General features: G+C 73.2%; 25 protein-coding genes. 5 read left to right on the top strand and 20 right to left on the bottom strand.

The window, feature by feature from the left end; all coding sequences use genetic code 11:
* Positions 1-9: 9 nt before the first annotated feature.
* From ACBI99_RS05865 to ACBI99_RS05880, 4 genes are all read right to left on the bottom strand, one after another.
* Positions 10-816 (bottom strand): zf-HC2 domain-containing protein, encoded by an 807-nt coding sequence (locus ACBI99_RS05865; protein WP_219518932.1) that lies wholly within the window; start codon positions 814-816, stop codon positions 10-12.
* Positions 813-1,385 (bottom strand): RNA polymerase sigma factor, encoded by a 573-nt coding sequence (locus ACBI99_RS05870; protein WP_219518934.1) that lies wholly within the window; start codon positions 1,383-1,385, stop codon positions 813-815. The genes ACBI99_RS05865 and ACBI99_RS05870 overlap by 4 nt, the downstream gene beginning before the upstream one ends.
* A gap of 54 nt (positions 1,386-1,439) precedes the next feature.
* Positions 1,440-1,895 carry an SRPBCC family protein gene (locus ACBI99_RS05875; protein WP_375071811.1) on the bottom strand — a complete coding sequence of 152 codons (456 nt, stop codon included), beginning with the start codon at positions 1,893-1,895 and terminating at the stop codon, positions 1,440-1,442.
* A 90-nt stretch (positions 1,896-1,985) separates the two neighbouring features.
* Positions 1,986-2,699 carry a DUF3105 domain-containing protein gene (locus ACBI99_RS05880; RefSeq protein WP_375071812.1) on the bottom strand — a complete coding sequence of 238 codons (714 nt, stop codon included), beginning with the start codon at positions 2,697-2,699 and terminating at the stop codon, positions 1,986-1,988.
* Between the two features lie 120 nt (positions 2,700-2,819).
* Here ACBI99_RS05880 and ACBI99_RS05885 point away from each other — a divergent pair, with 120 nt between their 5' ends.
* Positions 2,820-3,449, top strand: coding sequence for a DUF305 domain-containing protein (locus tag ACBI99_RS05885; protein ID WP_375071813.1), 630 nt, complete (start codon positions 2,820-2,822; stop codon positions 3,447-3,449).
* A gap of 4 nt (positions 3,450-3,453) precedes the next feature.
* Positions 3,454-4,872: a phytoene desaturase family protein gene (locus ACBI99_RS05890; RefSeq protein WP_375071814.1), complete on the top strand. Its 1,419-nt coding sequence runs from the start codon at positions 3,454-3,456 to the stop codon at positions 4,870-4,872.
* On the opposite strand, the gene ACBI99_RS05895 is transcribed toward ACBI99_RS05890, so the two are convergent.
* From ACBI99_RS05895 to ACBI99_RS05950, 12 genes are all read right to left on the bottom strand, one after another.
* Positions 4,869-5,921: a low specificity L-threonine aldolase gene (locus ACBI99_RS05895; RefSeq protein WP_219501677.1), complete on the bottom strand. Its 1,053-nt coding sequence runs from the start codon at positions 5,919-5,921 to the stop codon at positions 4,869-4,871. The two genes, ACBI99_RS05890 and ACBI99_RS05895, sit on opposite strands and share 4 nt — an antisense overlap.
* Complete coding sequence (locus ACBI99_RS05900; RefSeq protein WP_375071815.1) at positions 5,918-6,547, bottom strand: SDR family NAD(P)-dependent oxidoreductase; 630 nt, start codon at positions 6,545-6,547, stop codon at positions 5,918-5,920. The genes ACBI99_RS05895 and ACBI99_RS05900 overlap by 4 nt, the downstream gene beginning before the upstream one ends.
* On the bottom strand, positions 6,544-8,607 hold the full coding sequence (locus ACBI99_RS05905; protein WP_375071816.1) for a DUF6421 family protein: 2,064 nt from the start codon (positions 8,605-8,607) through the stop codon (positions 6,544-6,546). The genes ACBI99_RS05900 and ACBI99_RS05905 overlap by 4 nt, the downstream gene beginning before the upstream one ends.
* 85 nt (positions 8,608-8,692) lie before the next feature.
* Positions 8,693-9,352 (bottom strand): response regulator transcription factor, encoded by a 660-nt coding sequence (locus tag ACBI99_RS05910; protein ID WP_219501683.1) that lies wholly within the window; start codon positions 9,350-9,352, stop codon positions 8,693-8,695.
* A gap of 77 nt (positions 9,353-9,429) precedes the next feature.
* Positions 9,430-11,445 carry a protein kinase gene (locus ACBI99_RS05915; protein WP_375071817.1) on the bottom strand — a complete coding sequence of 672 codons (2,016 nt, stop codon included), beginning with the start codon at positions 11,443-11,445 and terminating at the stop codon, positions 9,430-9,432.
* Positions 11,445-12,923, bottom strand: coding sequence for a zinc ribbon domain-containing protein (locus ACBI99_RS05920; RefSeq protein WP_375071818.1), 1,479 nt, complete (start codon positions 12,921-12,923; stop codon positions 11,445-11,447). Before ACBI99_RS05920 ends, ACBI99_RS05915 begins: the two co-directional genes overlap by 1 nt.
* A 129-nt stretch (positions 12,924-13,052) precedes the next feature.
* Positions 13,053-13,640, bottom strand: a complete 588-nt coding sequence (locus ACBI99_RS05925; RefSeq protein WP_375071819.1) for a Uma2 family endonuclease — start codon at positions 13,638-13,640, stop codon at positions 13,053-13,055.
* 63 nt (positions 13,641-13,703) lie between these two features.
* A complete protein-coding gene (locus ACBI99_RS05930) occupies positions 13,704-14,342 on the bottom strand; it encodes an adenosylcobinamide amidohydrolase (RefSeq protein WP_375071820.1) in 639 nt (212 codons plus the stop codon).
* Positions 14,339-15,130 carry an ABC transporter ATP-binding protein gene (locus ACBI99_RS05935; protein ID WP_246644267.1) on the bottom strand — a complete coding sequence of 264 codons (792 nt, stop codon included), beginning with the start codon at positions 15,128-15,130 and terminating at the stop codon, positions 14,339-14,341. Before ACBI99_RS05935 ends, ACBI99_RS05930 begins: the two co-directional genes overlap by 4 nt.
* Complete coding sequence (locus ACBI99_RS05940) at positions 15,127-16,170, bottom strand: FecCD family ABC transporter permease (protein ID WP_372455346.1); 1,044 nt, start codon at positions 16,168-16,170, stop codon at positions 15,127-15,129. The genes ACBI99_RS05935 and ACBI99_RS05940 overlap by 4 nt, the downstream gene beginning before the upstream one ends.
* Positions 16,170-17,120, bottom strand: coding sequence for an ABC transporter substrate-binding protein (locus ACBI99_RS05945; protein ID WP_375071821.1), 951 nt, complete (start codon positions 17,118-17,120; stop codon positions 16,170-16,172). The genes ACBI99_RS05940 and ACBI99_RS05945 overlap by 1 nt, the downstream gene beginning before the upstream one ends.
* A gap of 213 nt (positions 17,121-17,333) precedes the next feature.
* Positions 17,334-18,194, bottom strand: a complete 861-nt coding sequence (locus tag ACBI99_RS05950) for a Gfo/Idh/MocA family protein (protein WP_219501693.1) — start codon at positions 18,192-18,194, stop codon at positions 17,334-17,336.
* Between the two features lie 101 nt (positions 18,195-18,295).
* Between ACBI99_RS05950 and ACBI99_RS05955 the strand changes: the two genes are divergently transcribed.
* On the top strand, positions 18,296-18,880 hold the full coding sequence (locus ACBI99_RS05955) for a histidine phosphatase family protein (RefSeq protein ID WP_219501695.1): 585 nt from the start codon (positions 18,296-18,298) through the stop codon (positions 18,878-18,880).
* A 44-nt stretch (positions 18,881-18,924) separates the two neighbouring features.
* Here the strand turns inward: ACBI99_RS05955 and ACBI99_RS05960 are convergent, their stop codons facing one another.
* From ACBI99_RS05960 to ACBI99_RS05970, 3 genes are all read right to left on the bottom strand, one after another.
* Positions 18,925-19,185, bottom strand: a complete 261-nt coding sequence (locus tag ACBI99_RS05960) for a hypothetical protein (protein WP_375071822.1) — start codon at positions 19,183-19,185, stop codon at positions 18,925-18,927.
* Positions 19,186-19,272: 87 nt separating this feature from the next.
* Positions 19,273-19,509, bottom strand: coding sequence for a DUF397 domain-containing protein (locus ACBI99_RS05965; protein ID WP_049559738.1), 237 nt, complete (start codon positions 19,507-19,509; stop codon positions 19,273-19,275).
* On the bottom strand, positions 19,510-20,331 hold the full coding sequence (locus tag ACBI99_RS05970; protein WP_219501936.1) for a helix-turn-helix transcriptional regulator: 822 nt from the start codon (positions 20,329-20,331) through the stop codon (positions 19,510-19,512). It abuts the gene before it with no gap.
* Between the two features lie 231 nt (positions 20,332-20,562).
* Between ACBI99_RS05970 and ACBI99_RS05975 the strand changes: the two genes are divergently transcribed.
* Together ACBI99_RS05975 and ACBI99_RS05980 are read left to right on the top strand one after the other, a co-directional pair.
* Entirely contained in the window at positions 20,563-21,057 is a 495-nt protein-coding gene (locus tag ACBI99_RS05975; protein ID WP_219501697.1) for an ATP-binding protein, read from the top strand.
* A gap of 77 nt (positions 21,058-21,134) precedes the next feature.
* A complete protein-coding gene (locus ACBI99_RS05980; protein ID WP_375071823.1) occupies positions 21,135-23,528 on the top strand; it encodes a helicase-associated domain-containing protein in 2,394 nt (797 codons plus the stop codon).
* Here ACBI99_RS05980 and ACBI99_RS05985 read toward each other — a convergent pair.
* Positions 23,512-24,525, bottom strand: coding sequence for an ABC transporter substrate-binding protein (locus ACBI99_RS05985; RefSeq protein ID WP_219501700.1), 1,014 nt, complete (start codon positions 24,523-24,525; stop codon positions 23,512-23,514). The genes ACBI99_RS05980 and ACBI99_RS05985 overlap by 17 nt on opposite strands.
* Positions 24,526-24,539 lie beyond the last annotated feature (14 nt).

Genomic DNA, 24,539 nt, shown 5'->3' on the forward strand with positions numbered 1-24,539 from the left:
TCCGCTCGTTCATCGATGTGCGTCCAGCAGGGAGTAGGCGCTTCCGCGCGCCAGCACCCCGGCGATCCCCAGCGCGGCGAGCGCGCCCCACACGGGCACGCTGCCGGGCTCCAGGGCGAAGGAGAGGCGGCTGAGCAGCGTCGTCGGCGCGACGATCACCACGGCCCACACGCCCGCCAGGACGGCGGCGGCGCGGACCATCCCGACGAGCCCGCCGAGCAGGAGCGTCCCGGCGGTGAACGCCAGGCACGGCAGCAGCCACAGCGCCACCATGACGCCGCTCGCCCAGCCGGCGGCGGCCAGCACGGGCAGCACCACGGCGAGCACCGCCGCGGTGCGCCGCGCCAGCAGCCCCAGCCCGGCCCTCGGCGTCGCCGCCACCACCTCGTACGCCGGATCGATGGCGCGTCCCCACGCGACGGCCACGCCCGCCACGGGCAGGACCGGCGCGACCAGCAGCACCAGGGACACGCCGCCGGGGGCCGGCCGTTCGAGCGCCACGCCCAGCGCCGTCACCAGCACCGTCATCAGCACCCACGGCGCGGTCACCGGAGAGGCCCAGCGGGCCCACACCGGTCCGCGCCGCCGGGGCGCCGGGGCGACGCGTCCCAGCCGGGGCCGCAGCTCGTCCCACACGCCGCCGACCAGCGCCGCCACCTCCGGCGCCGCCGCCCGCGCCAGCCGCTCGCGGCACGGCGCGCACGCCTCCAGGTGCGCCTCCAGCGCCCACAGCTCGTCACCCGCCAGCGTGCCGCCGCGCGCGTAGCCGGTGATCTGCCGGTCGGACGCGTGCGCGCCATCCCAGGATCCGCTCATGACAGCGCCTCCCGTACGATCTCCCGCAGGTTCTGCCGCATGGCGATCCGCGCACGCCTGGCGCGGGTCTTGATGGTGCCCTCGGGCACGCCGAGCAGCACGGCGGTCTCGCGGACCGACAGGCCGTCCAGGACCATCGCCTGCAGCACCTGCCGCAGCTCCGGGGCGAGCAGGCGCAGCGCGTCGCCGACGTCGCCGCCGACGGCCGAGGCCAGCGCCTCCTCCTCCGCCGCCGGAGCCGTCCCGGTCAGCGCCGCCGCCGGGGGCGGCTCGGCGTGGTGCGCCCGCCGCCGGAACGCGTCCACCAGCCGGCGGGCGGCGATCGTCCACAGCCAGCCCACGGCCGTGCCGTCGGCCGCCACGCCCGCGAACGCGCCCGCCGCCCGCCACACCGCCAGGTACGTCTCCTGCATCACCTCGGCGACGATCTGCTCGTCGGCGCAGCGGCGGCGCAGCCGCGTCGCGATCCACGGCGCGGTGCGCCGGTAGAGCTCCTCGAACGCCGCCTGGTCACCCTTGGCGACGCGCCGGACGAGCTGTTCCTCGTCCGGTGCCTTCCTCGACCTCACACTTCACAGACGCCACGCCCTGCCCGTCCGGTTCTCGCCGGCCGGTGACATGGGTCACACCCGCTCGGCCACGTCCTTGAGATGGCGGTTGCGCAGGACGATCAGCTCCTCCATGTGACGCCGCAGCACCAGCGCCTCGGCCACCCGCCCCAGCGGCCCCAGCGGCGCGGCGAAGTCGATCACGTCCCGCATGAACGTGCCGCCCTCGCCGTCGTCCTCGAAGTGGTGCGCGTGCCACCAGCGCCGGAACGGGCCCGCCACCTGCTCGTCGACGAAGTACGCGGGCGGGTCGCAGGCGCTGATCAGCGACGTCATCCGCCAGCGGAGGCCGAAGTGGCGCGCCTCCCAGGTGACGCGGTCGCCGGCCGCGAGCTGCCCGGACGTGACGCCGCCGACGGCCCGCTCCCCCGAGCGGGCCATCGAGGCGGTGTGCAGCTCGACGGAGAGCGACACGTCGAAGACGCGCCGGGGCGGGGCGAGGACGCGCGTGCTCACCTCGAAGCGGGGCATGCCGCGGAGCCTAACGGGCGGCACGCGAACGGCCCGCGCCCCCGGAGGGAACGCGGGCCGCCGGTGTCGATGGCGTGCTGCCCGAGGGCCTTACTGGGAGGCCGAAGGGCTGGCCGAGGGGCTGGCGCTGTCGTGCGGCGTCTGCGTCTGCTGCTGCGGCTCCGGCGGGAGCGGCGCCTCGTCGGCGGTCGTCTCGACCGCCTGGGGGCCGCCGCAGGTCGCGCCGGGCTCAGGGGTGTCGGGGCCGTTCTGGTACTTCTTGATGAACGCGCCCAGCTTCGGGTCGCCCGGGTCGGTCAGCTTGAGCTGGTGCCCCCAGGAGGAGACCACGATCGGCGACGGCAGGTTGGGGAACGGGCTGACCAGCATGTAGTCCTGCTGCCCCGTCGAACCGGCGACGTCCTTCAGCTGGTCGATCTGCGCCTTGGGCAGGTCGGGCCGGTAGGTGATCCAGATGGCGCCGTGCTCCAGCGAGTGGACGGCGTGCTCGGAGTGGATCGGCTTGTCGTAGACCCGGCACAGCTGCCAGTAGTTGTTGTGCTCGCCGCCGACCGGCGGGGTCTCCTTGTACGAGACCGTGTTCCACACGTGCTGACCGGCCTCATACTTGACGCTGGCGACCCCGTCGAGCGAGGTCTCCTGTGCGCGTTTGACCAGGTAGAAGCCGACCACGCCGATGAGCAGCACGATGACGAGGCCGCCCGCGCCCCACATCAGAAAGGCTGCACGGCGCTCCTTGCGCTTCTGCGCGGCCCGCATCTGCTGCAGATGCTCGCGCCGGGCCTGCGCCTTCTCCTTCGTCATCGTTCCTCCATCGGCGTACCAACTTGGGTCACCCTATGCCCTCCGGGCGTATGCGGAGAATAAGCGGCGTATAAGCATGCGATCACAACCGCTCGCGCAGGTGGGTAACCTGGTCATGCCATGGAGAAGCCCGCCGGAAAGCCGCTGTTCGCCGTCCTCGCCGTCCTCGTCGTCGTGGTCGCGGCGGCCTTTCTCGTGTTCGGGGGCCGGGGCACGCCGGGTGAGACGTCGGCGGAGGCCGGCTTCGCCCGCGACATGGCCACGCATCACGCGCAGGCGGTCGACATGTCGTTCACGATCCGCGACAAGAGCGAGTCGCGCGAGATCCGCAACCTGGCCTTCGACATCATCAACACGCAGGCCAACCAGCGCGGCATGTTCCTGGGCTGGTTGCAGCAGTGGGAGCTGACGCAGGCGACGGACCTGCGGCCGATGGCGTGGATGAGCGGTCACGGTCACGGCGCGCAGCAGCCTCAGGGCGGCGCGATGCCGGGCATGGCGTCGCGGGCGGAGCTCGACCAGCTCGGCGAGCTTCAGGGCACGGAGGCGGAGGTGCTGTTCCTCCAGCTGATGATCCGCCACCACGAGGGCGGGGTGCAGATGGCGGAGGGCCTGCTCAAGCTGTCCGACCGGGCCGAGGTGACCGGCATGGCCCGCAAGATCGTCGAGGGGCAGTCGGGCGAGATCGACCTGATGACGAAGCTCCTCGCGCTCCGGGGCGCGCAGCCGTTCCCGACGATCCTGAAATGAGCTGATGGGCGCCGACGCGGTCGTGGTCGGATCGGGCCCCAACGGGCTCGTGGCGGCCGTGACGCTCGCCTCGGCCGGGCGGCGGGTGCTGCTGCTGGAGGCCGCCCGGAAGTTCGGGGGCGCGCTGCGGTCGGCGGAGCTGACGACGCCGGGCCGGGTGCACGACCTCGGCGCCACCGTGATGGCGATGGCGCTGGCCTCCCCCGCGATGCGCGGCCTCGCGCTGGACGGGGTGGAGTTCGCCCATCCGCCGGTGGTGGCGGCCCATCCTCTCGACGACGGCCCGGCGGTGCTCGTGCACCGTGACGTGGACCGCACCGCCGAGGGCCTGGGGCGTGACGCGGGCGTGTGGCGGGCGATCGTGGGGGCGGCGGTGCGGGCCGGGTTCCCGCTCACCGACCTGCTGCTGAAGCCGCTGGGCCCGTGGGAGCCGCGGCCCGCCGCGTTCGCGGCGGCGGCCCGGTTCGGGGTGGCGGCGGCGCTGCCGGCGACGACGCTGGCGCGGCGGGCGTTCCGCACGACGCGCGGGCGGGCGCTGCTGGCGGGCATGGCGGCGCACTCGATGCTGGACCTGCGCGCGCCCCTCACCGCCGGCTACGGGCTGACGCTGGCCGTGCTCGCCCATCTGGTGGGCTGGCCGCTGGTGGCGGGCGGCTCGCAGCGGCTGGCCGACGCGCTGGTCGCCCGGCTGCGGGAGCTCGGCGGCGAGGCGGTGGCCGGCCACCGGGTGCGCTCGCTGCGCGAGCTCGACGCGCCGACGGTGGTGCTGGACGTGTCGCCGCGCGAGTTCGCGGCGCTGGCGGAGGAGCCGGGCCGCCACGGCCCGCTGCCCGCCCGCTACCGGGAGCGGCTGCTGCGCTTCCGCCACGGGCCCGGCGCGTTCAAGGTCGACTGGGCGCTCGACGGGCCGGTGCCGTGGCGCGACCCGGCGGTGGCGGGCGCGGGCACCGTCCACCTGGGCGGCACGCTGGAGGAGATCGCGCTCGGCGAGGCGGAGACGGCCGCCGGCCGCCTCTCGCCGCGCCCGTACGTGCTGCTGGTGCAGCCCTACGCGGCCGACCCCGGCCGGGGCGGGCACACGCTGTGGGCCTACTGCCACGTCCCGAACGGCTCCCGCGCCGACCTGAGCCGGGCGATCGAGGCGCAGATCGAGCGGTACGCGCCCGGCTTCCGCGACCGGGTGCTGGCCCGCCACGTCATGGGGCCGGCCGCGCTGGAGGCCGCCGACCGCAACCTGGTCGGCGGCGACATCGGCGGCGGGCTGGCGAGCCTCGGCCAGTTCGTGCGGCGGCCGGTGTGGTCGCCGGCGCCGTGGCGCACCCCTCTGCCGGGCGTGTTCCTGTGCTCGGCCTCGACGCCGCCGGGGCCGGGCGTGCACGGCATGGGCGGCTGGCAGGCCGCCCGCCTGGCCCTCGGGCGCTAGCCGGCCGCCAGCTCCTCGGCGATCGCCGCGGCGAACGCGTCGACGTCCTCCTCGGTGGTGTCGAACGCGCACATCCAGCGCACCTCGCCGGTCGCCTCGTTCCAGGTGTAGAAGCGGAAGCGCTTCTGCAGCCGGGCCGTGACGTCCGCGGGCAGCACCGCGAAGACGGCGTTGGCCTCGACGGGCCGGGGCACCTCGACGCCGGGCAGCTCGCGCACGGCCTCGGCCAGCCGCCTGCCCATGGCGTTGGCCTGCCGGGCGTTGCGCAGCCACAGGTCGCCCGAGAGCAGCGCCTCGAACTGCGCCGACACGAACCGCATCTTCGACGACAGCTGCATGAACGTCTTGCGCAGGTAGTCGATGCCCGTGGCCGCCTCCGGGTTGAGCACCACGACGGCCTCGCCGTACAGCAGCCCGATCTTCGTGCCTCCGAAGGAGAGCACGTCGACGCCCGCGTCGGTGGTGAGCGCCCGCAGGGGCACGTCGAGCGCGGCGGCGGCGTTGGTGAGGCGGGAGCCGTCGAGGTGGACGAGCATGCCGAGCTCGTGCGCGTGGTCGCAGATCGCGGCGATCTCGGCGGGGGTGTAGACGGTGCCCAGCTCGGTGGTGTTGGAGATGGAGACGACCTTCGGCTGGGCGCGGTGCACGTCGCCGAAGCCCCACGCCTGGCGGTCGATCAGCTCGGGGGTGAGCTTGCCGTCGGGCGTGGGCACGGTGAGCAGCTTGATGCCGCCGGTCACCTCGGGGGCGCCGCCCTCGTCGGTGTTGATGTGGGCGGTCTCGGCGCAGACGACCGCCTCCCAGTGCGCGGTCATCGCGCGCAGGGAGACGACGTTGGCTGCGGTGCCGTTGAACACCGGCCATGCCCGCGCCCCCTCGCCGAAGTGGCGGCGGAAGACGTCCTGGAGCGCCTCGGTGTAGACGTCCTCGCCGTAGGCGATCTGGTGGCCGCCGTTGGCCTCGGCGATGGCCTGGAGGATCTCGGGATGGACCCCGGCGTAGTTGTCGCTGGCGAACGCCTTGAGCCGGGGGTCGTGCCGGGGAGTCACGTAGTGAGGTCCAATCGGGTGGCGTTGATCTGGTCGGCCGGCTGGTCGTAGAGGCCGCCGATGGCTTCGGCCAGGTCGCGCACGTCGGTGAAGCCGGGGAACCTCGCCTCCGGCTTGGCGGCCCGCATGGCGTCGTTGACCAGGGCTTTCACGACCAGGATAGTGGCCGCGGAGCCGGTGCCCCGCAGCGCGTCGGCCAGGGAGAGCGTCCACGCCTCGGCGGCGGCCTTGGCGGCGGCGTAGGCGGCGCCGCCGGTCTCGGGCTTGCCGGCGGCCTTGGCGGAGACGATCACGAACCGGCCGTTGCCGCTCTTGCGCAGCAGCGGCTCGAAGGCCAGCGACACGTGCTGCAGGGTGCGGATGAGCAGGTCGTGCAGGGTGTCCCAGTCGGCGAGGTCGGTGCGGTCGAACGAGGGCGAGCCGCGCCAGCCGCCGACGAGGTGGACGACGCCGTCGACGCGGCCGTGCTCGGCGTCGATCCGCGCGGCCAGCTCCTGGACGGCGGCGCGGTCGAGGAGGTCGACGTCGTCCTTGTCGACGCCGATCACGGTGTGGCCGTGCTTGGTGAAGTGCTCGGTCACCGCGGCGCCGGTGGGACCGGCCGCGCCCGTCACAAGAATGATCATGCCCGGATCCCCTTCATCGACTCGACCACGTCGGCCAGCTTACGGCGCAGCGCCTCGTAGAACATGCTGAGGGGGAACTCGTCCGGCAGCACCGCGTCCACCTTGGCCTTCTGCTCCTCGGGCAGCGCGGCGACGCCCTTGGCCCACACGGAGGCGGGGTCGGGGGCCACGTAGGCGCTGACCAGCTCGTGGGCGGCCAGCCAGTGGGCCAGCTTGGAGCGGTCGATGCTGTCGCGGTAGAGCTTCTCCACCTCGCCGCGCAGGTCGGCGACGCCGTCGGCGACGCGCTCCCAGTCGATGGACAGCCGGTTGTCGGTCCACCGCACGATGTCGTTGCGGTGCAGGTAGGCGAACAGGAGCTGGCCGCCGAGCCCGTCGTAGTTGCGCACCCGCGCCCCGGTGATCGGGAAGCGGAACAGCCGGTCGAACAGGATCGCGTGCTGGACGTACCGGGCGTGCGGCACCCCGCGCCGCTCCAGCTCCACGGCCTCGCCGAACGCGGTCAGGTCGCAGCGCAGCTCCTCCAGCGAGTACAGCCAGTACGGCATCCGCTGCTTGATCATGAACGGGTCGAACGGCAGGTCGCCGTGGCTGTGCGTGCGGTCGTGCACCAGATCCCACAGCACGAACGTGTCCTGGGCGAGCTGCTGCGACTCCAGCAGGCGGGCGGCGTCCGGCGGCAGGTCGAGCTTGAGCGTCTCGGTCGCGGCCTTGGACACGCGGCGGAACCGGGCGGCCTCGCGGTCGGCGAAGATGCCGCCCCAGGTGAAGCGGGCGGGCGCCTGCCGGACGGCGACGGTCTCGGGGAACAGCACGGCCGAGTGCGTGTCGTAGCCGGAGGTGAAGTCCTCGAACGCGATCGGCACGAACATCGGGTTGTCGTAGCCGCCCGCCTCCAGCTCGGCCAGCCAGTCCGGCCAGATGGTGCGGATCCAGACGGCTTCCAGGTTGCGGTCCGGGTTGCCGTTCTGCGTGTACATGGGGAAGACGACGAGGTGCTCCAGGCCGTCCACGCGCTGCGTGTCGGGGTGGAACAGCTCCAGCGAGCGCAGGAAGTCCGGGATGCCGAGGTCCTGCTCGGACCACTGGGCGAGGTCGTCGCGGACGGCCTGGAGGTAGGCGGCGTCATGCGGGAAGCTCGGGGCGATGTCGCCGATCGCGGCGGAGATCTCCGCGACCAGCTCCTTGGCCCGGCCCTTCTCCTCCGGCACCGAGCCGTCCTTGACCTGGAGCGGGCGCAGCTCCTCGACGGCTGCCTTGATTCGGGCGAACAGCGCCGCCTTGACCTCGTCGCGCTCCCCCGCCCCGGCGCCGGCGTCGGGCACCCGGGCGGCCCAGGTGACCACGTTCCCCCACAGCCTGTGGTGGTCGTAGTCGTCGATCGAGTCGTCGCCGAACAGGTCGGAGTCGGCGAACACCACGACCCGGCCGCGCCCGTACGTGAGCGCGACGGCGAGCGGCGCGCCCGCCGGGTCGGCGTCGGCCGAGGTGGCGAACAGGACGGTGGCCTCGTCCCCGGCGGCGAGCACGCCGGAGCGGTAGAAGCAGGCCCGCTTCACGCCGGCCAGCAGGCCGTCACCGGTGGCGCGCTCGCCGAGCACCCAGGTGGCCACCTCGCGGTGGGCGTTCCTGGGGTCGCGCACGGTGGTGTGCCCTACGCTCACGCCGAACCGGGCCAGCAGCTCGGCCAGGTTGTTGCCGTACTTGTCCTGCTCCTCCTCGGCCAGCACGACCAGGCCGCCGCCACCGGAGACGAACGCCTCGACGGAGTCCAGCTCGTCCGCGGTGAACACCGGGCTGCCCTGGCCGGTGGTGCGCTCCCAGCGCTCGCCGGACGGGTGCGCGATGACCAGGACGTCCTGGTCCTGGAGCGTTCCCGCGTCGAGGGCGCCGGCGGTGTGGGCCGTCACCGTGTGGCCCAGGTGGCGCAGCAGCCCGGCGGCGCGCGCGTAACTGTTGTCGTCGGGGTGGGCGGGGTTGATGGCCTCGGCGACATCACGCCGGATGGTCCACGACTCGCTGTGGGCCTCGTCGAACAGCACTCGGGGGAACGCTCGCATGAAAATCTCCTGTTGCTACCGCCTTATGACGAAAAATATACACATACGTCCCCAGTGCCTCGCAAAAGCCTTCCGCATGTTGAGATCAGTTCGCGTCCCCCGGGCGCACCACGCCCGACTCGTAGGCGAACACCACCGCCTGCGCCCGGTCCCGCAGGCCCAGCTTCATCAGCACCCGCGCCACGTGCGTCTTCACCGTGGCCTCCCCCACGTACAGCTCCCGGGCGATCTCCGCGTTCGTCAGCCCGCGCGCCAGCAGCCGCAGCACCTCCAGCTCGCGCGGCGTCAGATCCGCCAGCCGCGGCGACGGCACCGGCTCCGCGCGGCCCGCGAACGAGGCGATCACCCGGCTCGTCACCGCCGGATCCAGCAGCGCGTCACCCGCGTGCACGATGCGGATCGCCTCGATGAGCTGCTCCGGCGGCGACACCTTCAGCAGGAACCCGCTCGTGCCCGCGCGCAGCGCCGCCCACAGGTTCTCGTCCGTGTCGAACGTCGTCAGCGTGATCACCTTCGGCGGCGACGGCGTGTCCAGCAACTGCCGGGCGGCGCTCAGGCCGTCCAGGCGCGGCATGGAGATGTCCATCAGCACGATGTCCGGCCGCGTCCGCCTGGCCACGGCGATCGCGTCACGCCCGTCGGCGGCCTCCCCCACGACCTCCATGCCGGGATCGCTCTCCACGACCATGCGCAGCCCGGCCCTGACCATCGCCTGGTCGTCCACGATGACGATTCGAATGCCCACAGCTGTCGAAGGTAGACGCCGGAAGGGCCGTTGAACACCCAGGTCAAGCCGTACGCAAGTCAGTTCCAAGCCGCTGGTCAGGAGACGACCACGCTCTGCCTCACCCGGACCTGCGTGGCGTCGTCACAGCTGTTGCGGGCGCAGAAGTACAGCATGAGGATCGGCTTGGGGCGGTGGTCGATGACGTAGCCGACGAAGCCCAGCGCGTTGCCGGTGTTGCGGTCGCGCAGCGAGCCGTCGTAGCGGGTGGCGTCGCGGTTGCCCGCCCGGTCCGGCACCGGGGCGCTCACCTCGATCTCGCCCGGCAGCAGGCCCTCCAGCATCGCCTTCATCTCGTCCCGGCCCGCCCCGGCCGCCAGCGTGTCCGACACCTGCACGTACACGCCTACGGCGTTCTCCGGGTCGCCCGTGATGACGCCGTTGACGGCCGCCCAGTCGGCGTTCGCGCCCGAGACGAACATCGCCTCGAACTCCGCCGCCCGCGGCGACGCCAGCGCGAACAGGTCGGCGTGCGTGCGCGCGGTCCACCCCTCCGGGTGCTCGAACGTCAGCGGCGCCGCGCGGGTGTCCTGGAACCGCACCCACGACTCGCCCCGCTGGCTCACCACCAGCATCACCACCAGGGCCAGCGCCGCCACCACCGCCACCAGCCCGGCCACCACGATCGGCAACCTCCCACCCCGCCCCCGGGACCCGCCGAGCCCGTACCCGGCCCCTCCCTCGGACCCGTCTGAGCGAGACCCACCGGGAGAACCGGCGGAGCCGGGACCGTACCCCGGCTTCCCCTCCATCCCCTCCGGGCGAGGACCGCCGGGGGTGTGGCCAGGGCGCGCGTCCGCACCGGACGGGCGGGACGAGCCGGGACCGTACCCCGGCCCTCCCTCCGCCCCATCCGGGCCAGGACCGCCGGGAACGTGGCCCAGGCGCGCGCCCGCACCGGACGGGCGGGACGAGCCGGAGCCGTACCCCGGCCCTCCCTCCGCCCCATCCGGGCCAGGACCGCCGGGAACGTGGCCCAGGCGCGCGCCCTCGCTGTGGGCGCGTCCCGCATCGCGGGCTGCTCCCTCACCCCAGGGAGGCCCGCCGCCGGGCGCCCCGGACTCCCTCCAGGGCGGGCCACCGCGGGCGGCACCGTCGCCCCAGGGCCCGCCACCCTGCGCCGCGCCCTCGCCCCAAGGGAGCCCGCCCGGGACGGCGCCCGGAGCCCGGGACGGGCCGCTGCCGGGGATCGGGCGGCCTTCGGCGTTGGGGGCGGGGCTGTCGATGGCGGCGCGGAGGGCGTCGACGAAGGCGGTGCAGGACGGGTAGCGCTGCTCGGGCGATTTGGCCAGCGCCCGGCTCATCACCGCGTCCACGGCGGGAGGCAGGCCCGGCCGGAGCGTCGTCAGCGGGGCGGGCTGCTCGGCCAGGTGCGCCCACAGCAGCGCGATGTCGTTGTCCCGCTGGAACGGCAGCCGCCCCGACAGCCCCTCGTACACGACGCACGCCAGCGCGTACTGGTCGGCGCTGCCGTCGATGTGCTCCTTGTTGATCTGCTCCGGCGACATGTAGCGCGGCGTGCCGATGAACTGGTCGGTCTGCGTCAGCCCGGAGATGGACGTGCGGTGCTTGGTGATGCCGAAGTCGGTCAGATAGACGTGCTCCCCCGCGAGCAGGATGTTGGCCGGTTTGACGTCGCGGTGGATGAGGTCGTGCGCGTGGGCGGCGTCGAGGGCGGCGGCCACCTGGGCGAAGATCCGGTTGGCCCGGCCGAGCGGCAGCGGCCCGCGGTCGTGGATGAGCCGCCGCAGGTCGAGCCCGTCGACGTAGCGCATGGCGATGTAGAGGACGCCGTCGGCGTCGGCGTTGGCCTCGTAGATGGGGATGATGTTGGGGTGTTCGATGCTGGCGACGGTCCTGGACTCCAGGATGAACCGCTGCCGGAACCGGTCGTCCACGCTCAGCACCGGGTTGAGGATCTTGAGCGCGACCCGGCGGCTGAGCCGGGGGTCCAGCGCCAGGTAGACGACGGCCATGCCGCCTTTGCCGACGATGTCCTCGATGTAGTAGCCGGCCACCTCCTGGCCGATGAGCGCTCTGTCGTTCACGGGCATCACGTCTCGGCGGGGTGGCCGCAGTAGCCGCAGAAACGGTGGGCGGGGCCGAGCCGCATCCCGCAGGCGGTGCAGAACGCGACCGGCGGCTCGCCCGCGGTGAGCACCGGCTGGTGCTGCGGGATCGCCTGCAACGGCGCCGACCGGCGCACCACGACGGTCTGGTCGGCGCCCTCGTCGAGCGGCTGCGGCACCGCGCCCGCCGGGGCCGGGGCCGACGGCGACGGCGACATGTCGGGTGTACGCCTGCGCCGCCACAGCAGGAACGCCCCGGTGCCCGCGGCGACGAACAGCACGGCCGCCGCCACGATGAACGGCCACAGCGGCGTGCCGCCGGAGGCGGGCGTGACGCCGGCCCGCCGGGTGCCCGCGTCCTCCGGGCCGCCCCGCTTGGCCAGGGAGATCTTCAGCAGCTCGGCGGCGACGACGTTGCCGGGGTACAGCTCCAGCACGCGCTGGAAGCCGGGGGCCGCCTCGGTGTAGTACGCGGTGTGGTAGCGGGTCAGCGCGCCCTCGAACGCCGAGTCGATCGCCCCCCGGCGGGGCGCGATGCCGGCCTTGGTCAGCGCGGCGGTGATCTCGCGGACGCCGATCATCTTGGCTTCCTTGCCGCCGCCGATCAGCATGCCGATGACGTGGCCGTCCTTGTCGCCGATCACCGGCGCGCCGATCAGCCCGCGGTCGGCCAGGCCGCCCAGTTTGACGGGTTCGTCGGCCTTCTTCTCCGGGTCGGCGAACGGCCTGCCGGTGTCGCCCTTGCCGCCGCCCTTGCCCAGGTGGGCGATCTCGACGGTGTTCTGCACGTCGGGGCCGGGCCTGCCGAGGAAGCCCGCCACGCTGGTGGGCGAGCCGACCTGGTCGGGCACCTTGTCGGCGAGCGGGGCGGTGGGCATGCCGACGCTGCCGACGGCCCGGCCGATCGGCATGAGCACGGCGGGGCTGTCGGGCCCGGACCCGGCCTTGACCAGGTCGGCCTTGAACCCGTCGGTGTCGGCGGGCGCCACGTTCGGGAAGATCGTGATCTCGGTGGAGACGTCGATGATGCAGGTCGCGGTGGACTTCTTCGGCGGGTAGCACTGCTTGAGGTGGCGGTCGAGCAGCGGGTCGTCGAGCGAGTGGCGGTCGGCGTCCTGCGGGATCTTCACGTCGTGGTGCTCGGCGAAGATCTTGTTCGCGGCCCGTACGGCGACGTCCTCGCCGGTCCGCACGACGCGGGTCAGCGTGACGATCGCGCCCTCGGGGTTGACCACGGTGCCGGTGCCCTGGCCGAGCGGGAAGTCGTAGGAACGCTCCACGTGCCGTAATTCGCCGATGTGGTCGAGGAGGGTGATCTCCACGTGGGAGACGGCCTCGACCCGCACGACGGCGGGGGTGACGAGGTCGGTGATGCCGCTGGGGTGCTCGTGCGCCACCGCGGGCAGGGTGAGCAGCGCGATCGTCGCCGTGAGACCGCCGGCCAGAGCTGATAGACGCGCCATCGCCGCCCCCGTACGAAGGGATATGACCAGGGTCCCAAGCGCCTGCCGTAAGTCAAGAGAACGGCGTGCGGGCATCGGCCGGACGCCGGGAATCCCACCACGACCCCATCGCGCCGACGCCCCGCTTCGTTACGGGCGCGCCCGCCGCCCGATGAGATCTCCCGGGTCGAAGGTGACGGGGAAGGGCGACGCGGGCGAGGCGGCGGCTCCGGCCTTGTAGGAGACCGGGGGGCCGTAGTCGTCGCCGTCGAGCTCGTACACGTAGAGGGAGGGCCCTTCGTCCAGCTCGATCCGCCAGTAGACGGGGATCTTCGCCGCGGCGTAGGCCTCGGCCTTGAAGCCCCGGTCGCGGATCTTGGTGCTCGGGCTGACGATCTCCACGGCCAGGCGGATGTGCTCCGGCGCGAACATCAGCTCGACCGACTCGATCGCGTCGGCGGCCACGACCACCAGGTCGGGGATGTAGAAGCTGTCGGGGCTCACCCGGAGGTTCACGGTCGACAGCGGCTCCAGCTCCGGCGGCGCGGCCAGCTGGAGGAGGTGCAGAGCGCGCGTGATGGCGAGCTGGTGCAGTGGTGTGGGGGCAGGGCTCACCAGAAGGCTCCCGTTGAAGAGCTCGTAGCGATTCCCGTCGTCGGGGAACTTGAGCAGGTCGTCGACGCTGAACGGCGGCGCGCCCGGAAGAACCGTGCGCGCGGTCGTCGGTTCGGTCGCCATCGCGGTCACCCACTCAGTATCGCGGCTCTCCCCTTCACCGACATGGTACTTACCCGGATCCGGTCACTTTCCGTCCCAGGGTCGCCACGTTTCGGCGCCGTAGCGGACGGCGGCGTGGACGGCGCGGGCGAGGCGGGCGCCCCACTCGGAGCGGGGGCCGCCGAACAGCTCCTCGGGCCCGGTGGCCGGGACGGCGAGGCAGACGGCGTCGGAGGCGGTGCCGGTGCCCGCGTAGCCGGTCTCGGCGAGCGCCTGCGTTTTGGCCTCGGTGATCGTCATGACGGCGTTGACCAGGGCGGCGTCGGTCATCGCGACGGGCACGACGGCCAGGATGTTGATCGTGCCGACGCGCATGGGCGCGAGCTCGGGGTCGGCGGCGCCCTCGGGGGCGGCGGCCCAGGTGGGGACGCGCAGGCCGACGGTGGCCACGGCGTGGACGCCGCCGTCGCGGGCCTCGCTGTAGCGGTCGACGGAGGCGGCGGTCATCATGCCGACGCCGTCGCCGGTGGGGCCGAGCGAGGTCAGGTGCTCGACCGGGTCGGTGCGCGAGTAGCCGGCGACGACCTGGGCGTTGAGCACCCATGAGCGCGGCCCGATGCCGCCGCCGAGCATGGCCGAGGAGATCATCCGCCAGCCGGGCCCGAACTCCCAGAGCAGCGACCCGAGGCGGACGCCTTCCTCGACCCGGTAGCTGAGCTTCACGGTCCTCCCCTGACGAGGTGCACGACGGGCCGCCCGCCGGGGCCCGGCTCGATCATGACATGGGCGTCGAAGTGCTCGCCGACGAGCGGCTCGGTGAGCACCTTGTCCGGTTCGCCGCAGGCGACGGCGCGGCCCCGGGCGAGCAGCAGGAGGGTGTCGGCGTACTGGCCGGCGAGGGTCAGGTCGTGCAGCGTGGTGACGACGGTCAGCCCGTCGGCGCGCCTGAGCCGGTCGACGAGCTCCAGCACCTGCTGCTGGTGGCCGAGGTCGAGCGCGGTGGTGGGCTCGTCGAGCAGGAGCACGGGCGCCTGCTGGGCGAGGGCGCGGGCGAGCACGACGCGCTGGCGTTCGCCGCCGGACAGCTCGCCCGCCCTGCGGGTGGCGAACGCCGTCAGGTCGAGCCGGTCCAGGACGGACGCGGTGACCTCCCGGTCATGGCGGCTCTCCCTGCCGAGATAGGGGATGTACGGGGTGCGGCCGAGCAGGGCGTAGTCGAAGACCGTCATGTCGGGCGGCACGGCCGGGGTCTGCGGCGCGTAGGCGATGAGCCGGGCGCGCTGGCGCGGTTTGAGCGTGGCGGCGGAGCGGCCGTCGAGGTCCACCTGACCCCGGTGGGCCAGCACGCCCATGACGGCCTTGAGCAGCGTGGACTTGCCGGCGCCGTTGGGCCCGATGATCGCCAGCCATTCGCCGCGCCGTACGGTGGCGTCGACGCCGGTCAGCACCTCGCGGTCGCCGAGCCGTACGGAGAGGTCGCGGACGCCGATCATGGCCGGGGTGCCCGTCATGTCGCGGTCCTCCGCGTCATGCGCAGGACGGCCACGAAGAACGGCGCGCCGACGAACATGGTGACGACGCCGATCGGCAGCTCGGCGGGGGCGATGACGGTGCGCGCGGCGAGGTCGGCGAGCACCAGGAAGGCCGCGCCGACGATCAGCGACAGCGGCAGCACGCTGCGGTAGGAGCCGCCGGCCAGGCGGCGCACCAGGTGCGGGACGACGATGCCGACGAACCCGATGAGCCCGCTGACGGCGACGGCGGCGGCGGTGGCCAGCGAGGCGGCCAGCAGCACCGTGAACCGGACCCGGGCGGCCCGCACGCCGAGGCTCACGGCCTCCTCGTCGCCCACCGACAGCACGTCGAGCATGCGGCCGTGCAGGAGGAGCAGCACGGCGGAGACGGCGGCGTACGGCAGCACGAGCCAGAACTGCTCCCAGCCGCCGCCGACGTCGCCGAGGATCCAGGCGTAGATCCGCTGCAGCTCCTCGACCTTGAACTGCTGCACGAACGTCTGGATCGCGGTGAGGAACGAGGTGACGGCCACCCCGGCCAGCACCAGCGTGGACGTGCCGCCGGAGCGTCCGGCGGTGTTGCCGAGCGCGTAGGCGAGGAAGACGCCGCCGACCGCGCCCGCGAACGCCGCTACCGGGATGCTCGCCGCGAGCTGCGGCAGCAGCACGATGGCCACGGTCGTCATGAGCCCGGCGCCCGCGGCGGCGCCGAGCAGGTACGGGTCGGCCAGCGGGTTCCTGAACACGCCCTGGTAGCCGGCCCCGGCGATGGCCAGCAGCCCGCCGACCACGGCCGCGACCAGCACCCGGGGCAGGCGCAGCTCGTACAGCAGTCCCTGCTCGACGGGCGACAGCCCCGAGTCGGCGGTCACGAACGGCAGCCAGTCGGCGGCCTGGACCACCACCTGCCAGGGCGAGATGTCGGCCGCGCCGCCGAGCAGGCCCGCGACCATGGACAGGGCCAGCGCGCCCAGCGCGCCGGTCACCCAGAGCGGCCGGGCGCGGGACGGCCCGGCCGCCGTTTCGGCGGACCGCACTAGCGGCCGGCCGCCTTGGTGACGGCGTCACCGATCGCCCGCGCCAGGTCGACGACGCGCGGGCCCCAGCGGGAGGCGACGTCGTCGTCCAGCTCGATCACCTGGTCGCCGGTGATGGCGGACAGGTTCTTCCAGCCGGGGCGCTTGGCCAGCGTCTCCTTGCTCTGCTGGCAGCACTTCACGTCGGCCAGGAAGATCAGGTCGGGGTCGGCCTGGGCGACGAACTCGGCCGACAGCTTCGGGTAGCCGCCTGCCGCGTCGGGCGCCTTGTCGGCGATGTTGGTGAGCCCGAACATGCCGTAGATCTGGCCGATGAACGTCGTGGACGTGACCGCGTACGGCGTCTGGTCGAGCTCGTGGTAGTAGGTGAGGTCGGCCTTGGGCGCCTTGGCGGCCAGCTCGGCCATCGCCGTCTTCATCCCGGCGACGACCTCGTCCGCCTTGGCCCGGTTGCCGGTGGCGGCGCCCAGGTCGGTGATCTCGTCGTACGCCTCGTCCAGGTTGGTGGCGGCTGGCTCCAGCAGGACGGGCACGTTCAGCTTGCCCAGCTCGGCGACGACGTGGTCGATGTCGTCGGAGACGACGACGAGGTCGGGCTTCTGGGCGACGATGGCCTCGACGTTCGGCTTGAAGCCGGACAGGTCCGTCTTCGGGGCCTCGGCCGGGTGGTTGGAGCGGTCGTCGACGGCGATCACCTGGGGGCCGGCGCCGATGGCGAACAGCGTCTCGGTGTGGGTGGCCGACAGCGAGATGATCCGCTGCGGCTTGGCGGCGATGGTGACGTCGCCGTTGCCCGCCTTGACCGTGACGGGGAAGGCGTCGCCGGAGGACGAGGCGGAGGAGGAGGGGGCGGGGGTCGCGGGGGTGGCTGTCGTGCCGGTCTGGCCGCAGCCGGCCAGCAGCAGCGTTCCCAGCAGCGCGCCCGCGAAGGCCGTGCGTACGGGCCTCACGAGTAGTCCTTTCACACTGACGGAACCGAGAGACCCGCGAAGAGCGACGGATCACCCTTTTCCACGAGGGTTGATGACGTCACGCAGAGGCAGGCGACCTGGCTATGACAGTTGCGGGACAGCGCCGGATTCGCACCGGACTTCGCTGCAGCACTGCGCGTCGGACAAACGCTATCAACCCCCCAGAACGACAGCGACGTCAAGGGTGGGGCGTCACAGGGCGCGGACTTGGGACTCCGCCTCGGCGATGATCTCCTGGAGCCGCAGCCCGTGCGCGGCGTCGAGCGGGTGCCCGCCGCCCTGCCTGACCGTGCGGGCGAACTCCTCGGCGACCGCCGCCAGCGGGTCGCCGTCGCCGTGGGCGAGCACGGCGCTGCCCTTGCGGCCGTAGACGGCGAAGCTCGACGGGGGCAGCTCGCCCACGCCGGCCTGGCACAGCGACGCCTCGCTGACGGCGCCGCCCTCGTGCTCCAGCAGCAGCCCCACCCAGGTGAGCGGGTCGCCGTGGGCGCGCACGCCGGTGATCGGGCCGAGCGCGGCGTCGAGCAGGTCGATCACGTGCGGGCCGACGTCGAGCAGCGCCCCGCGCTCCAGCCGCCACGGGGTGGCGAACGGGTGGTCGCCCATGAGGGAGCCGGAGATGTTGGCCGCGTGCCCGCCGAACGGGTCGATCTCGGCGCACCGGGCCAGGAACGCGCGGGTCTCGGCGGCGTAGCGGAGGGTGAGCACCATCTGGCTGGGCACGCCCGCCTCGGCCACGGCGGCGGCCAGCCGCCTGGCGCCGTCCAGCGAGCCGGCGAGCGGCTTCTCCAGCAGCAGCGCCTTGCCCGCGCGGGCGGCGCGCACGCCCAGCTCGGCCTGCACGTCCGGCGGCACGCAGAACGCGACGGCCTCGCACGCGTCGAACAGCTCCTCGACCCGCTCGAACACCGGAGCGCCGAGCCGCGCGGCCGACTCCGGCCGCCGCGCCCACACCCCGGCGAGCCTGGTGTGCGGGCCCTCGGCCAGCATCGGCGCGTGCGCCATCTCGGCCCACGGCCCCGCCCCGATCAGCCCCACCGCCACTGGCTCCATGCCCCCGATCTTACGGCGGCCCCGCGGGCGGGAACGGAGCCGGGGGCGCCCCCTGCGGCCCCGGGAGGTTCGCGGCCGCGGCGGGCCGGGATGATGGTGCCATGGACGAGATGGTGTTGCTCAGGCATGGTGAGACCGAGTGGAGCCGGACGGGCAGGCACACCGGCCGCACCGACGTGCCGCTGACCGCGCGCGGCGAGGAGCAGGCGAGGGCGCTCGGGCCGCTGGTCAAGGAGCGCCCGTTCGACCTGGTCATGGTCTCCCCCGCGCAGCGGGCGAGCCGTACGGCGGAGCTGGCGGGGCTGACGGGGTTCGAGGTGGAGCCGGATCTGTGGGAGTGGGACTACGGCGGCTACGAGGGCATCACCACGCCGGAGATCAGGAAGACGCGGCCCGGCTGGTACCTGTGGCGTGACGGCGTGATCCCGGGCGCCCCCGGGCATCCCGGGGAGAGCGCCGCCGAGGCGGGCGCGCGGGCCGACCGGGTGATCGCGCGGGCGAGGCAGGCGGGCGGCCGGGTGGCGGTGGTGGCGCACGGCCACATCCTGCGCGTGCTGACGGCCCGCTGGCTCGGTCTGGAGCCCGCCGACGGGCGGCTGTTCAAGCTCGACACCGGCACGTACTCGCGGCTGGGCCTCGAGCACGGCGAACCGGTCATCACGACCTGGAACGCGCCCGTCGGCTGACGCCGGCCAGGGCGGTCCCCGGCGCCGGACGGGCGGCTCCCCCGTCAGGCCGCCGGGGCGTCGGCGGGCTGCGGCCCCCGGCCGGTCAGCCATTCCAGGACGCGGCGGTGCCCGGAGGCGGCGTCCTCGAAGTGCCCCCAGCGCCAGTAGCGCGGCTGGTCGCGGACGCCCGTCACCCAGGTGCGGTAGGAGACGGAGCCGCCGGCGTCCGCCGGCGCGACGCCGTAGGTGCGGATCACGACCTGGCCACCAGGCGCGAACAGCACGTCGTCGGCGATCGGGTACAGGGTCATCTGCTGAAGCATGACCCGATCCTCCGGGTTCGGGCGGCACGGCCGGTTACGCCTCCGGCGCGCATCGGTTACGTGAACCCGCCGGAGGTGAACAGGCTGTTACACGAGCAGCCCGTCGAACTCCCCGTCCTTCACCCCGAGCACGAGGGCCCGGATCTCGTCGCGGGTGTAGATCAGCGCCGGGCCGTCGGGGAAGCGCGAGTTGCGCACCGCGATGCCCCCGTCGGGCAGTTCGGCAAGCTCGACGCAGTTGCCCTGCGAGTTGCTGTAGCGGCTCTTGCGCCAGGCGACCTGGGTGAGGTCGGTGGCGGGCATGCCGTTGTAGGTCTGGTTCATCTACATCTTTCTGAGAAGGCCGCCGATGAGCTCGACGGTGCCCCCTGGCGTGGTGCTCTCCACGCACAGTTGCTCCATGGCGGTGAGGTACGGGTCGATGTCCTCACGTTTGTCCAGGTAGAGGGCACCCCAGAGCTGTTCGACGTAGACGACGTCCGACAGGTCGGACTCGGGAAACCGCAAGATGCTGAACGCGCCCCCCTCGGCAGCGTGCATGCCGTATTTGAAGGGCATCACCTGAATGGTGATGTTGGGCAGGGCGGCGACTTCCAGCAGATGCCGGAGCTGCTCGGCCATGACCTCTCGGCCGCCGATGGTCCGCTTGAGCGTCGCCTCGTCGATGACGGCCCACAGGCGCGGCCCGTCCTTCTGGGTGAAGCGCTCCTGGCGTTGCATGCGCATATGCACGCGGCGTTCGATCTTGTCGGCGGACAGGTCGGGGTTGCCGAGCTGGAACACCGCCCGCGCGTAGGCGGAGGTCTGCAGCAGGCCGGGCACGAACTGCACCTCGTAGGTGCGGATCACGCTGGCCGCTTCCTCCAGGCCGACGTACGTGGTGAACCAGTGCGGAAGCTCGGCCGAGTATTTGTGCCACCATCCCGGGGTGTTGGCCTCGCGCACCATCTCCAGCAGAGCACGCCGTTCGGCGTTGTCGACGACGCCGTAGAGCGTGAGCAGGTCCTCGACGTCACGTGTCTTGAATCCGACGCGCCCGAGCTCCATCCGGCTGATCTTGGACTCGGAGGCCCGGATGTGGAATCCGGCCTGGTCGCGGGTCAGCCCGCTCTCCTCGCGCAGCCGCCGCAGGCTCGCACCGAGCATGATGCGCCGAACGGTCGAACCGGAACCGGGCGGATCGATGGACACGTGGTGCTCCTTGGTCGTTTCCTTGCCACACAGTCTGTCACTTCACAACCCATAGATCATGGGCTGCGGACAAGATCCCCTTTCCCACTGATTGACCTTTTGACGACCAACCGTAGCGGCTGCACGAGTTGTCTGCACGTGCATTCGCTCTTGCACCTGCACGAGAGTCTGTCGCAGAATGATCACGTGCATCCCACCCTGGCGCCGGGCCTGTGGACCACGTTCGACTGGTGGCCACCGGTCGGCTGGTGGCCCGAGGCCGCGCGCGATCTGCTGGTGCCCGGCCCTGTCTCGAGCGCCACGTTCGTGCTCCCCGCCACCGCCTCGTCCGTCCACGCCGCCCGCAGTTTCACCGCCGGGGTGCTGTCGGCCTGGGACCTTCCGGAAGTGGCCGACAACATGGAGCTGGTGGTCTCCGAGCTGGCCACCAACGCGCTGCGTCACGGCCTGCGCCTGGAGGAGCCCCGCTGCGAACGGCCCGTCCACATGTCGCTGGTGCGCCGCGGACCGCTGGTGACCAGCGCGTTCACCGATCCGGGCACCTCGGTGCCGGTGCTCCGCTATCCGGGCCCGCTCGACCCCGGCGGGCTCGGGCTCCACATCGTCGAGTCGCTCAGCCTCCGCTGGGGCTGGTCCGCCCTCGCCCCGCACGGGAAGATCGTCTGGGCAGTTCTCTCCTGACCGGGTGTGATCTGCATTACCGTGGATGGTCATGGCTCACGGTGAGTCCTACGCGCGACCCATGAGAGTGCTGACCGATGGACGATCACCTGCTCGGCTGGCTCCGGACCCTCGACGAGGACAGGCTCTGCCGTATCCTGTCCAACCGCCCTGACGCCATCGCCGCACCGTGGCCGCGCCGGCTCGACACGCTGGCCCAGCGCCTGAGCAACGGCTTCGCCGCCATGGAGGCGCTGCGCCGCCTGCCGCTGCCCTGCCTCCAGCTCGCCGAGGCCTGCCTGGTGCCGGCCAGGCCGACCGCCGAGCGGCTGGCCGGGCTGCTCGGCAGGCAGCCGGCGGAGCTGAGCCCGTGGCTCGACCGCCTCTACGACCACGCGCTGGCCTGGCCGGGCGACGACGGCGAGATCCACCTGTCGGAGGCCGTGGCGCGCTCGTGGGGCACGCCGCTCGGCCTGGGCGAGCCGCTCGACCACTACCTCAACTCCTGGACGATCAGCACCGACACGCTGCGCGCCCTGGCCCGCAACCTGGGCCTGCCGCCCCACTCCAACAAGCGCCGCACGATCACCCGGGTGAGCGAGGCTCTCGCCGACCCGTCCCGCGTGGAGGCGCTGCTGCGTCACGCCCCCGGCGGCACCCGCGACCTGCTCGACGCCTTCGCCTGGGACGGCCCCGTACGCGACGTCGACGGCGGCCGGTTCGTCACGCCGGGCACGCCGGAGAAGTGGTCGGCCGACCACGGCCTGCTCTACCGGCCGAGCTGGCACGTCGCCGAGATGCCGCGCGAGGTGGCGCTGTGCCTGCGCGGGCCCGGCTACCGTCCGCCGTTCGCGGCGCGGGCGCCCGAGCTGCCCACGCTGCCGGTCGACCCGGAGGAGGTCGACCATCTGATGACGCTGGCCGCGCCGCACGTCGTCGAGCGGTGCGCGGCCCTGCTCGACAACACGGCCAAGACGCCGCTGCCGCTGCTCAAGACCGGCGGCGTCGGCGTGCGCGAGGTGCGCCGGGTGGCCAAGGAGACGGGCTGCGACGAGGACGAGACCCGGCTGCTGCTGGAGGTCTGCGCGGTGGCGCGGCTGCTGGCCTGGGACGAGCCGTCGGGCGGGCTGGTGCCGACCGAGCGGTTCGACCGGTGGCGGCTCGACGAGGGCGCGGCCCGGCTGCGGGTGCTGCTGTCGGCCTGGTGGCGGATGGAGCGTTCGTCGCTGCGCAAGGTCGACGGCCGCTACGGCACGCTGCTGGGCGACGACCAGTCGGGCCCGGCCGTAGCGCGGGTGCGCCGCGCCGTGCTGTCGGTGCTGGCGCACCTGCCGTCGGGCACGGCGTTCGCCGGCCGTGACGGCCTGGTGGCCAGCGTGCACTGGCACGCCCCGCTGCTCGACCGCGAGCTGCTGGGCGCGTGCGCGTCCGCGGTGATCGACGAGGCGCGGCTGCTCGGCCTGCTGGCCAACGACGCGCTCACCGACCTGGGGCGGGCGCTGGCCGGGCTGTCGGACCGGGCGGGCGAGGAGAGCGACGACTCGGTGCCGCTCGTCGAGCACGACCCGGCGCTGGTGGAGGCGTCCACCCGGGCGCTGGCGAGCGTGCGCAGGAGCGCCCTGTTCGGGCCCGACCTGACCGCGGTGGTGACCGGGCCGCCGTCGGCGGAGCTGGCCGCGCTGCTCGACCGGGTGGCCGAGCGCGAGTCGCGCGGCGCCGCCTCGGTCTGGCGTTTCACCACCGAGAGCGTACGGCGCGCGCTCGACCGCGGCTACGACGCCGACGAGCTGCTGGAGGAGCTGGCCGAGGTCGGCACGATCCCGCAGCCGCTCGACTACCTGGTGCGTGACGTGGCGCGGCGGCACGGCGAGGTGACGGTGACCACGGTCGGCTGCGTCGTGCAGGCGTCCGACCCGTCGCTGCTGGCGGAGATCGCCGCCCACCGCAGGCTGTCGCGGCTGGGGCTGCGGCTGCTCGCCCCGACGGTGCTGGTCGCCTCGGCCGACGCCGAGCGGACCCTGGCCGCGCTGCGCGAGCACGGTTACGCGCCGGTCCCGGTCGCCGACACCGGCGAGATCGCCATCCGCCGCACCCGTGCCGAGGAGCCGCACGGCGGCAAGCTCATCCTGCTGCCGGGCGGCCAGGTGGCCGAGCTGGACCGGGCGCCGCACGTGATCGCCGAGCCCTCGCCCGACCCGCAGGAGCACGCCCGCCGCCTGATCGCCGACAGCCGGTCGGCGGCCGAGCAGGGCGGGCGCACCTGGGCGGTGATCGGCAGGATGGCCACCCGGCTGCCGACGGCCCAGCAGTCGCTGCTGGGTTTCGTCGTCGACCGGGGCGTGCGGGCCGGCATCACGCTGACCGGCGGCCTGACCGCCACGGTGAGCCACGGCGAGCTGCGCGGCGGCGCGCTGGACGCGTGGTGCGAGGAGGCGGGCGACTACCTGGAGTTCCCGCTCGCCGAGATCGTCGAGGTCAGGGGAGCTTACTAGCCTTCGCCAGGTTGGCCACCATCTCCTCCAGGACTCCCGCGTACGACTGGTAGCTGAAGGGCGCTTCGGCGCGCCACGCGTAGAGCTGCCCGGCCTTGACCGCGGGCAGCCCGGCGAAGGCGGGCTTCTTGAGCATCTCCTCGGGCTTGAGCGCCTGGGTGCGGGTGTCGTGCAGGATCACGTCGGCCGCGTAGGCGTCGGCGTTCTCCCAGCTGAGGCTCTGGAAGAAGCCCGCCTCGTCCACCTTGTCGGGGGTGACGACGTTCAGGCCGAGCTCGGCGGCGTAGGTGAGGTCGGGGTGGTGGGGCGGGTTGGCGACCCACATGCCGTCGGGCCCGGCGGAGATCACCAGGACCTTGAGGTCCTTGAACCGGGCCAGTTCCTTGCCCGCGGCCGCCATCCTGGCCTTGGCCTCGGCGACGCCCGCCATTCCGGCCTTGAGCGAGGCGGCCAGCTCCTCGTAGCGGCCGATGATCGCGGTGGCGCCGCGGCCGGTGAGCATGATGCCGGCGGTGGGGGCGACCTGCTCGATCGCGTCCTTGGAGCGTTCGGGCACGTACCAGAGGGTGTCCTTGTCGTACATGCCGGTCACGAGGAGTTCGGGGCGCAGGCCGATGTACTGCTCGACGTTGAACTCGTCCCAGGCGTTGCCCAGGCCGGTGACCTGGCTGATGTCGACGCTTCCCGCCTGCGGGTCCTTGGCGCCGTCCTTGAGCTTGTGCGGGCCGAAGACGGCGATGGGGCGGACGCCGAAGTCCCACAGCGCGGCGGCGGCGCCGACCTGGGCGACGACCCGCGTGGGCGTGGCGGCCAGCTCGATCTTCTTGCCGCGGTCGTCGGTGAACGTCCACGCTCCCCCGGCGGTGGCCGGGGCCGAGGACCCCGCCGTGGCCTGTCCGCCGCCACCGCTGCCACCGCCGCCCGTGCCGCAGGCCGACAGCAACAGCGCGCCCGTGGCGGCGAGGAAGCCCCTGCGGGCCAGGACCGGTCCCGGCATGTGCAACTCCTTAG

The organism is Nonomuraea sp. ATR24 (assembly GCF_041950485.1).
Taxonomy (GTDB): Bacteria; Actinomycetota; Actinomycetes; order Streptosporangiales; family Streptosporangiaceae; genus Nonomuraea; species Nonomuraea ceibae.

Bases quoted from the DNA above. Each gene is read 5' to 3' on its own strand.
- ACBI99_RS05960 (WP_375071822.1), bottom strand. From the start codon at position 19,185: ATGCTTCAGCAGATGACCCTGTACCCGATCGCCGACGACGTGCTGTTC.
- ACBI99_RS05885 (WP_375071813.1), top strand. From the start codon at position 2,820: ATGGAGAAGCCCGCCGGAAAGCCGCTGTTCGCCGTCCTCGCCGTCCTC.
- ACBI99_RS05985 (WP_219501700.1), bottom strand. From the start codon at position 24,525: ATGCCGGGACCGGTCCTGGCCCGCAGGGGCTTCCTCGCCGCCACGGGC.
- ACBI99_RS05980 (WP_375071823.1), top strand. From the start codon at position 21,135: ATGGACGATCACCTGCTCGGCTGGCTCCGGACCCTCGACGAGGACAGG.
- ACBI99_RS05925 (WP_375071819.1), bottom strand. From the start codon at position 13,640: ATGGCGACCGAACCGACGACCGCGCGCACGGTTCTTCCGGGCGCGCCG.
- ACBI99_RS05955 (WP_219501695.1), top strand. From the start codon at position 18,296: ATGGACGAGATGGTGTTGCTCAGGCATGGTGAGACCGAGTGGAGCCGG.
- ACBI99_RS05970 (WP_219501936.1), bottom strand. From the start codon at position 20,331: ATGCTCGGTGCGAGCCTGCGGCGGCTGCGCGAGGAGAGCGGGCTGACC.
- ACBI99_RS05905 (WP_375071816.1), bottom strand. From the start codon at position 8,607: ATGCGAGCGTTCCCCCGAGTGCTGTTCGACGAGGCCCACAGCGAGTCG.
- ACBI99_RS05890 (WP_375071814.1), top strand. From the start codon at position 3,454: ATGGGCGCCGACGCGGTCGTGGTCGGATCGGGCCCCAACGGGCTCGTG.
- ACBI99_RS05880 (WP_375071812.1), bottom strand. From the start codon at position 2,699: ATGACGAAGGAGAAGGCGCAGGCCCGGCGCGAGCATCTGCAGCAGATG.
- ACBI99_RS05965 (WP_049559738.1), bottom strand. From the start codon at position 19,509: ATGAACCAGACCTACAACGGCATGCCCGCCACCGACCTCACCCAGGTC.
- ACBI99_RS05920 (WP_375071818.1), bottom strand. From the start codon at position 12,923: ATGGCGCGTCTATCAGCTCTGGCCGGCGGTCTCACGGCGACGATCGCG.
- ACBI99_RS05950 (WP_219501693.1), bottom strand. From the start codon at position 18,194: ATGGAGCCAGTGGCGGTGGGGCTGATCGGGGCGGGGCCGTGGGCCGAG.
- ACBI99_RS05875 (WP_375071811.1), bottom strand. From the start codon at position 1,895: ATGCCCCGCTTCGAGGTGAGCACGCGCGTCCTCGCCCCGCCCCGGCGC.
- ACBI99_RS05900 (WP_375071815.1), bottom strand. From the start codon at position 6,547: ATGATCATTCTTGTGACGGGCGCGGCCGGTCCCACCGGCGCCGCGGTG.
- ACBI99_RS05915 (WP_375071817.1), bottom strand. From the start codon at position 11,445: ATGCCCGTGAACGACAGAGCGCTCATCGGCCAGGAGGTGGCCGGCTAC.
- ACBI99_RS05935 (WP_246644267.1), bottom strand. From the start codon at position 15,130: ATGACGGGCACCCCGGCCATGATCGGCGTCCGCGACCTCTCCGTACGG.
- ACBI99_RS05865 (WP_219518932.1), bottom strand. From the start codon at position 816: ATGAGCGGATCCTGGGATGGCGCGCACGCGTCCGACCGGCAGATCACC.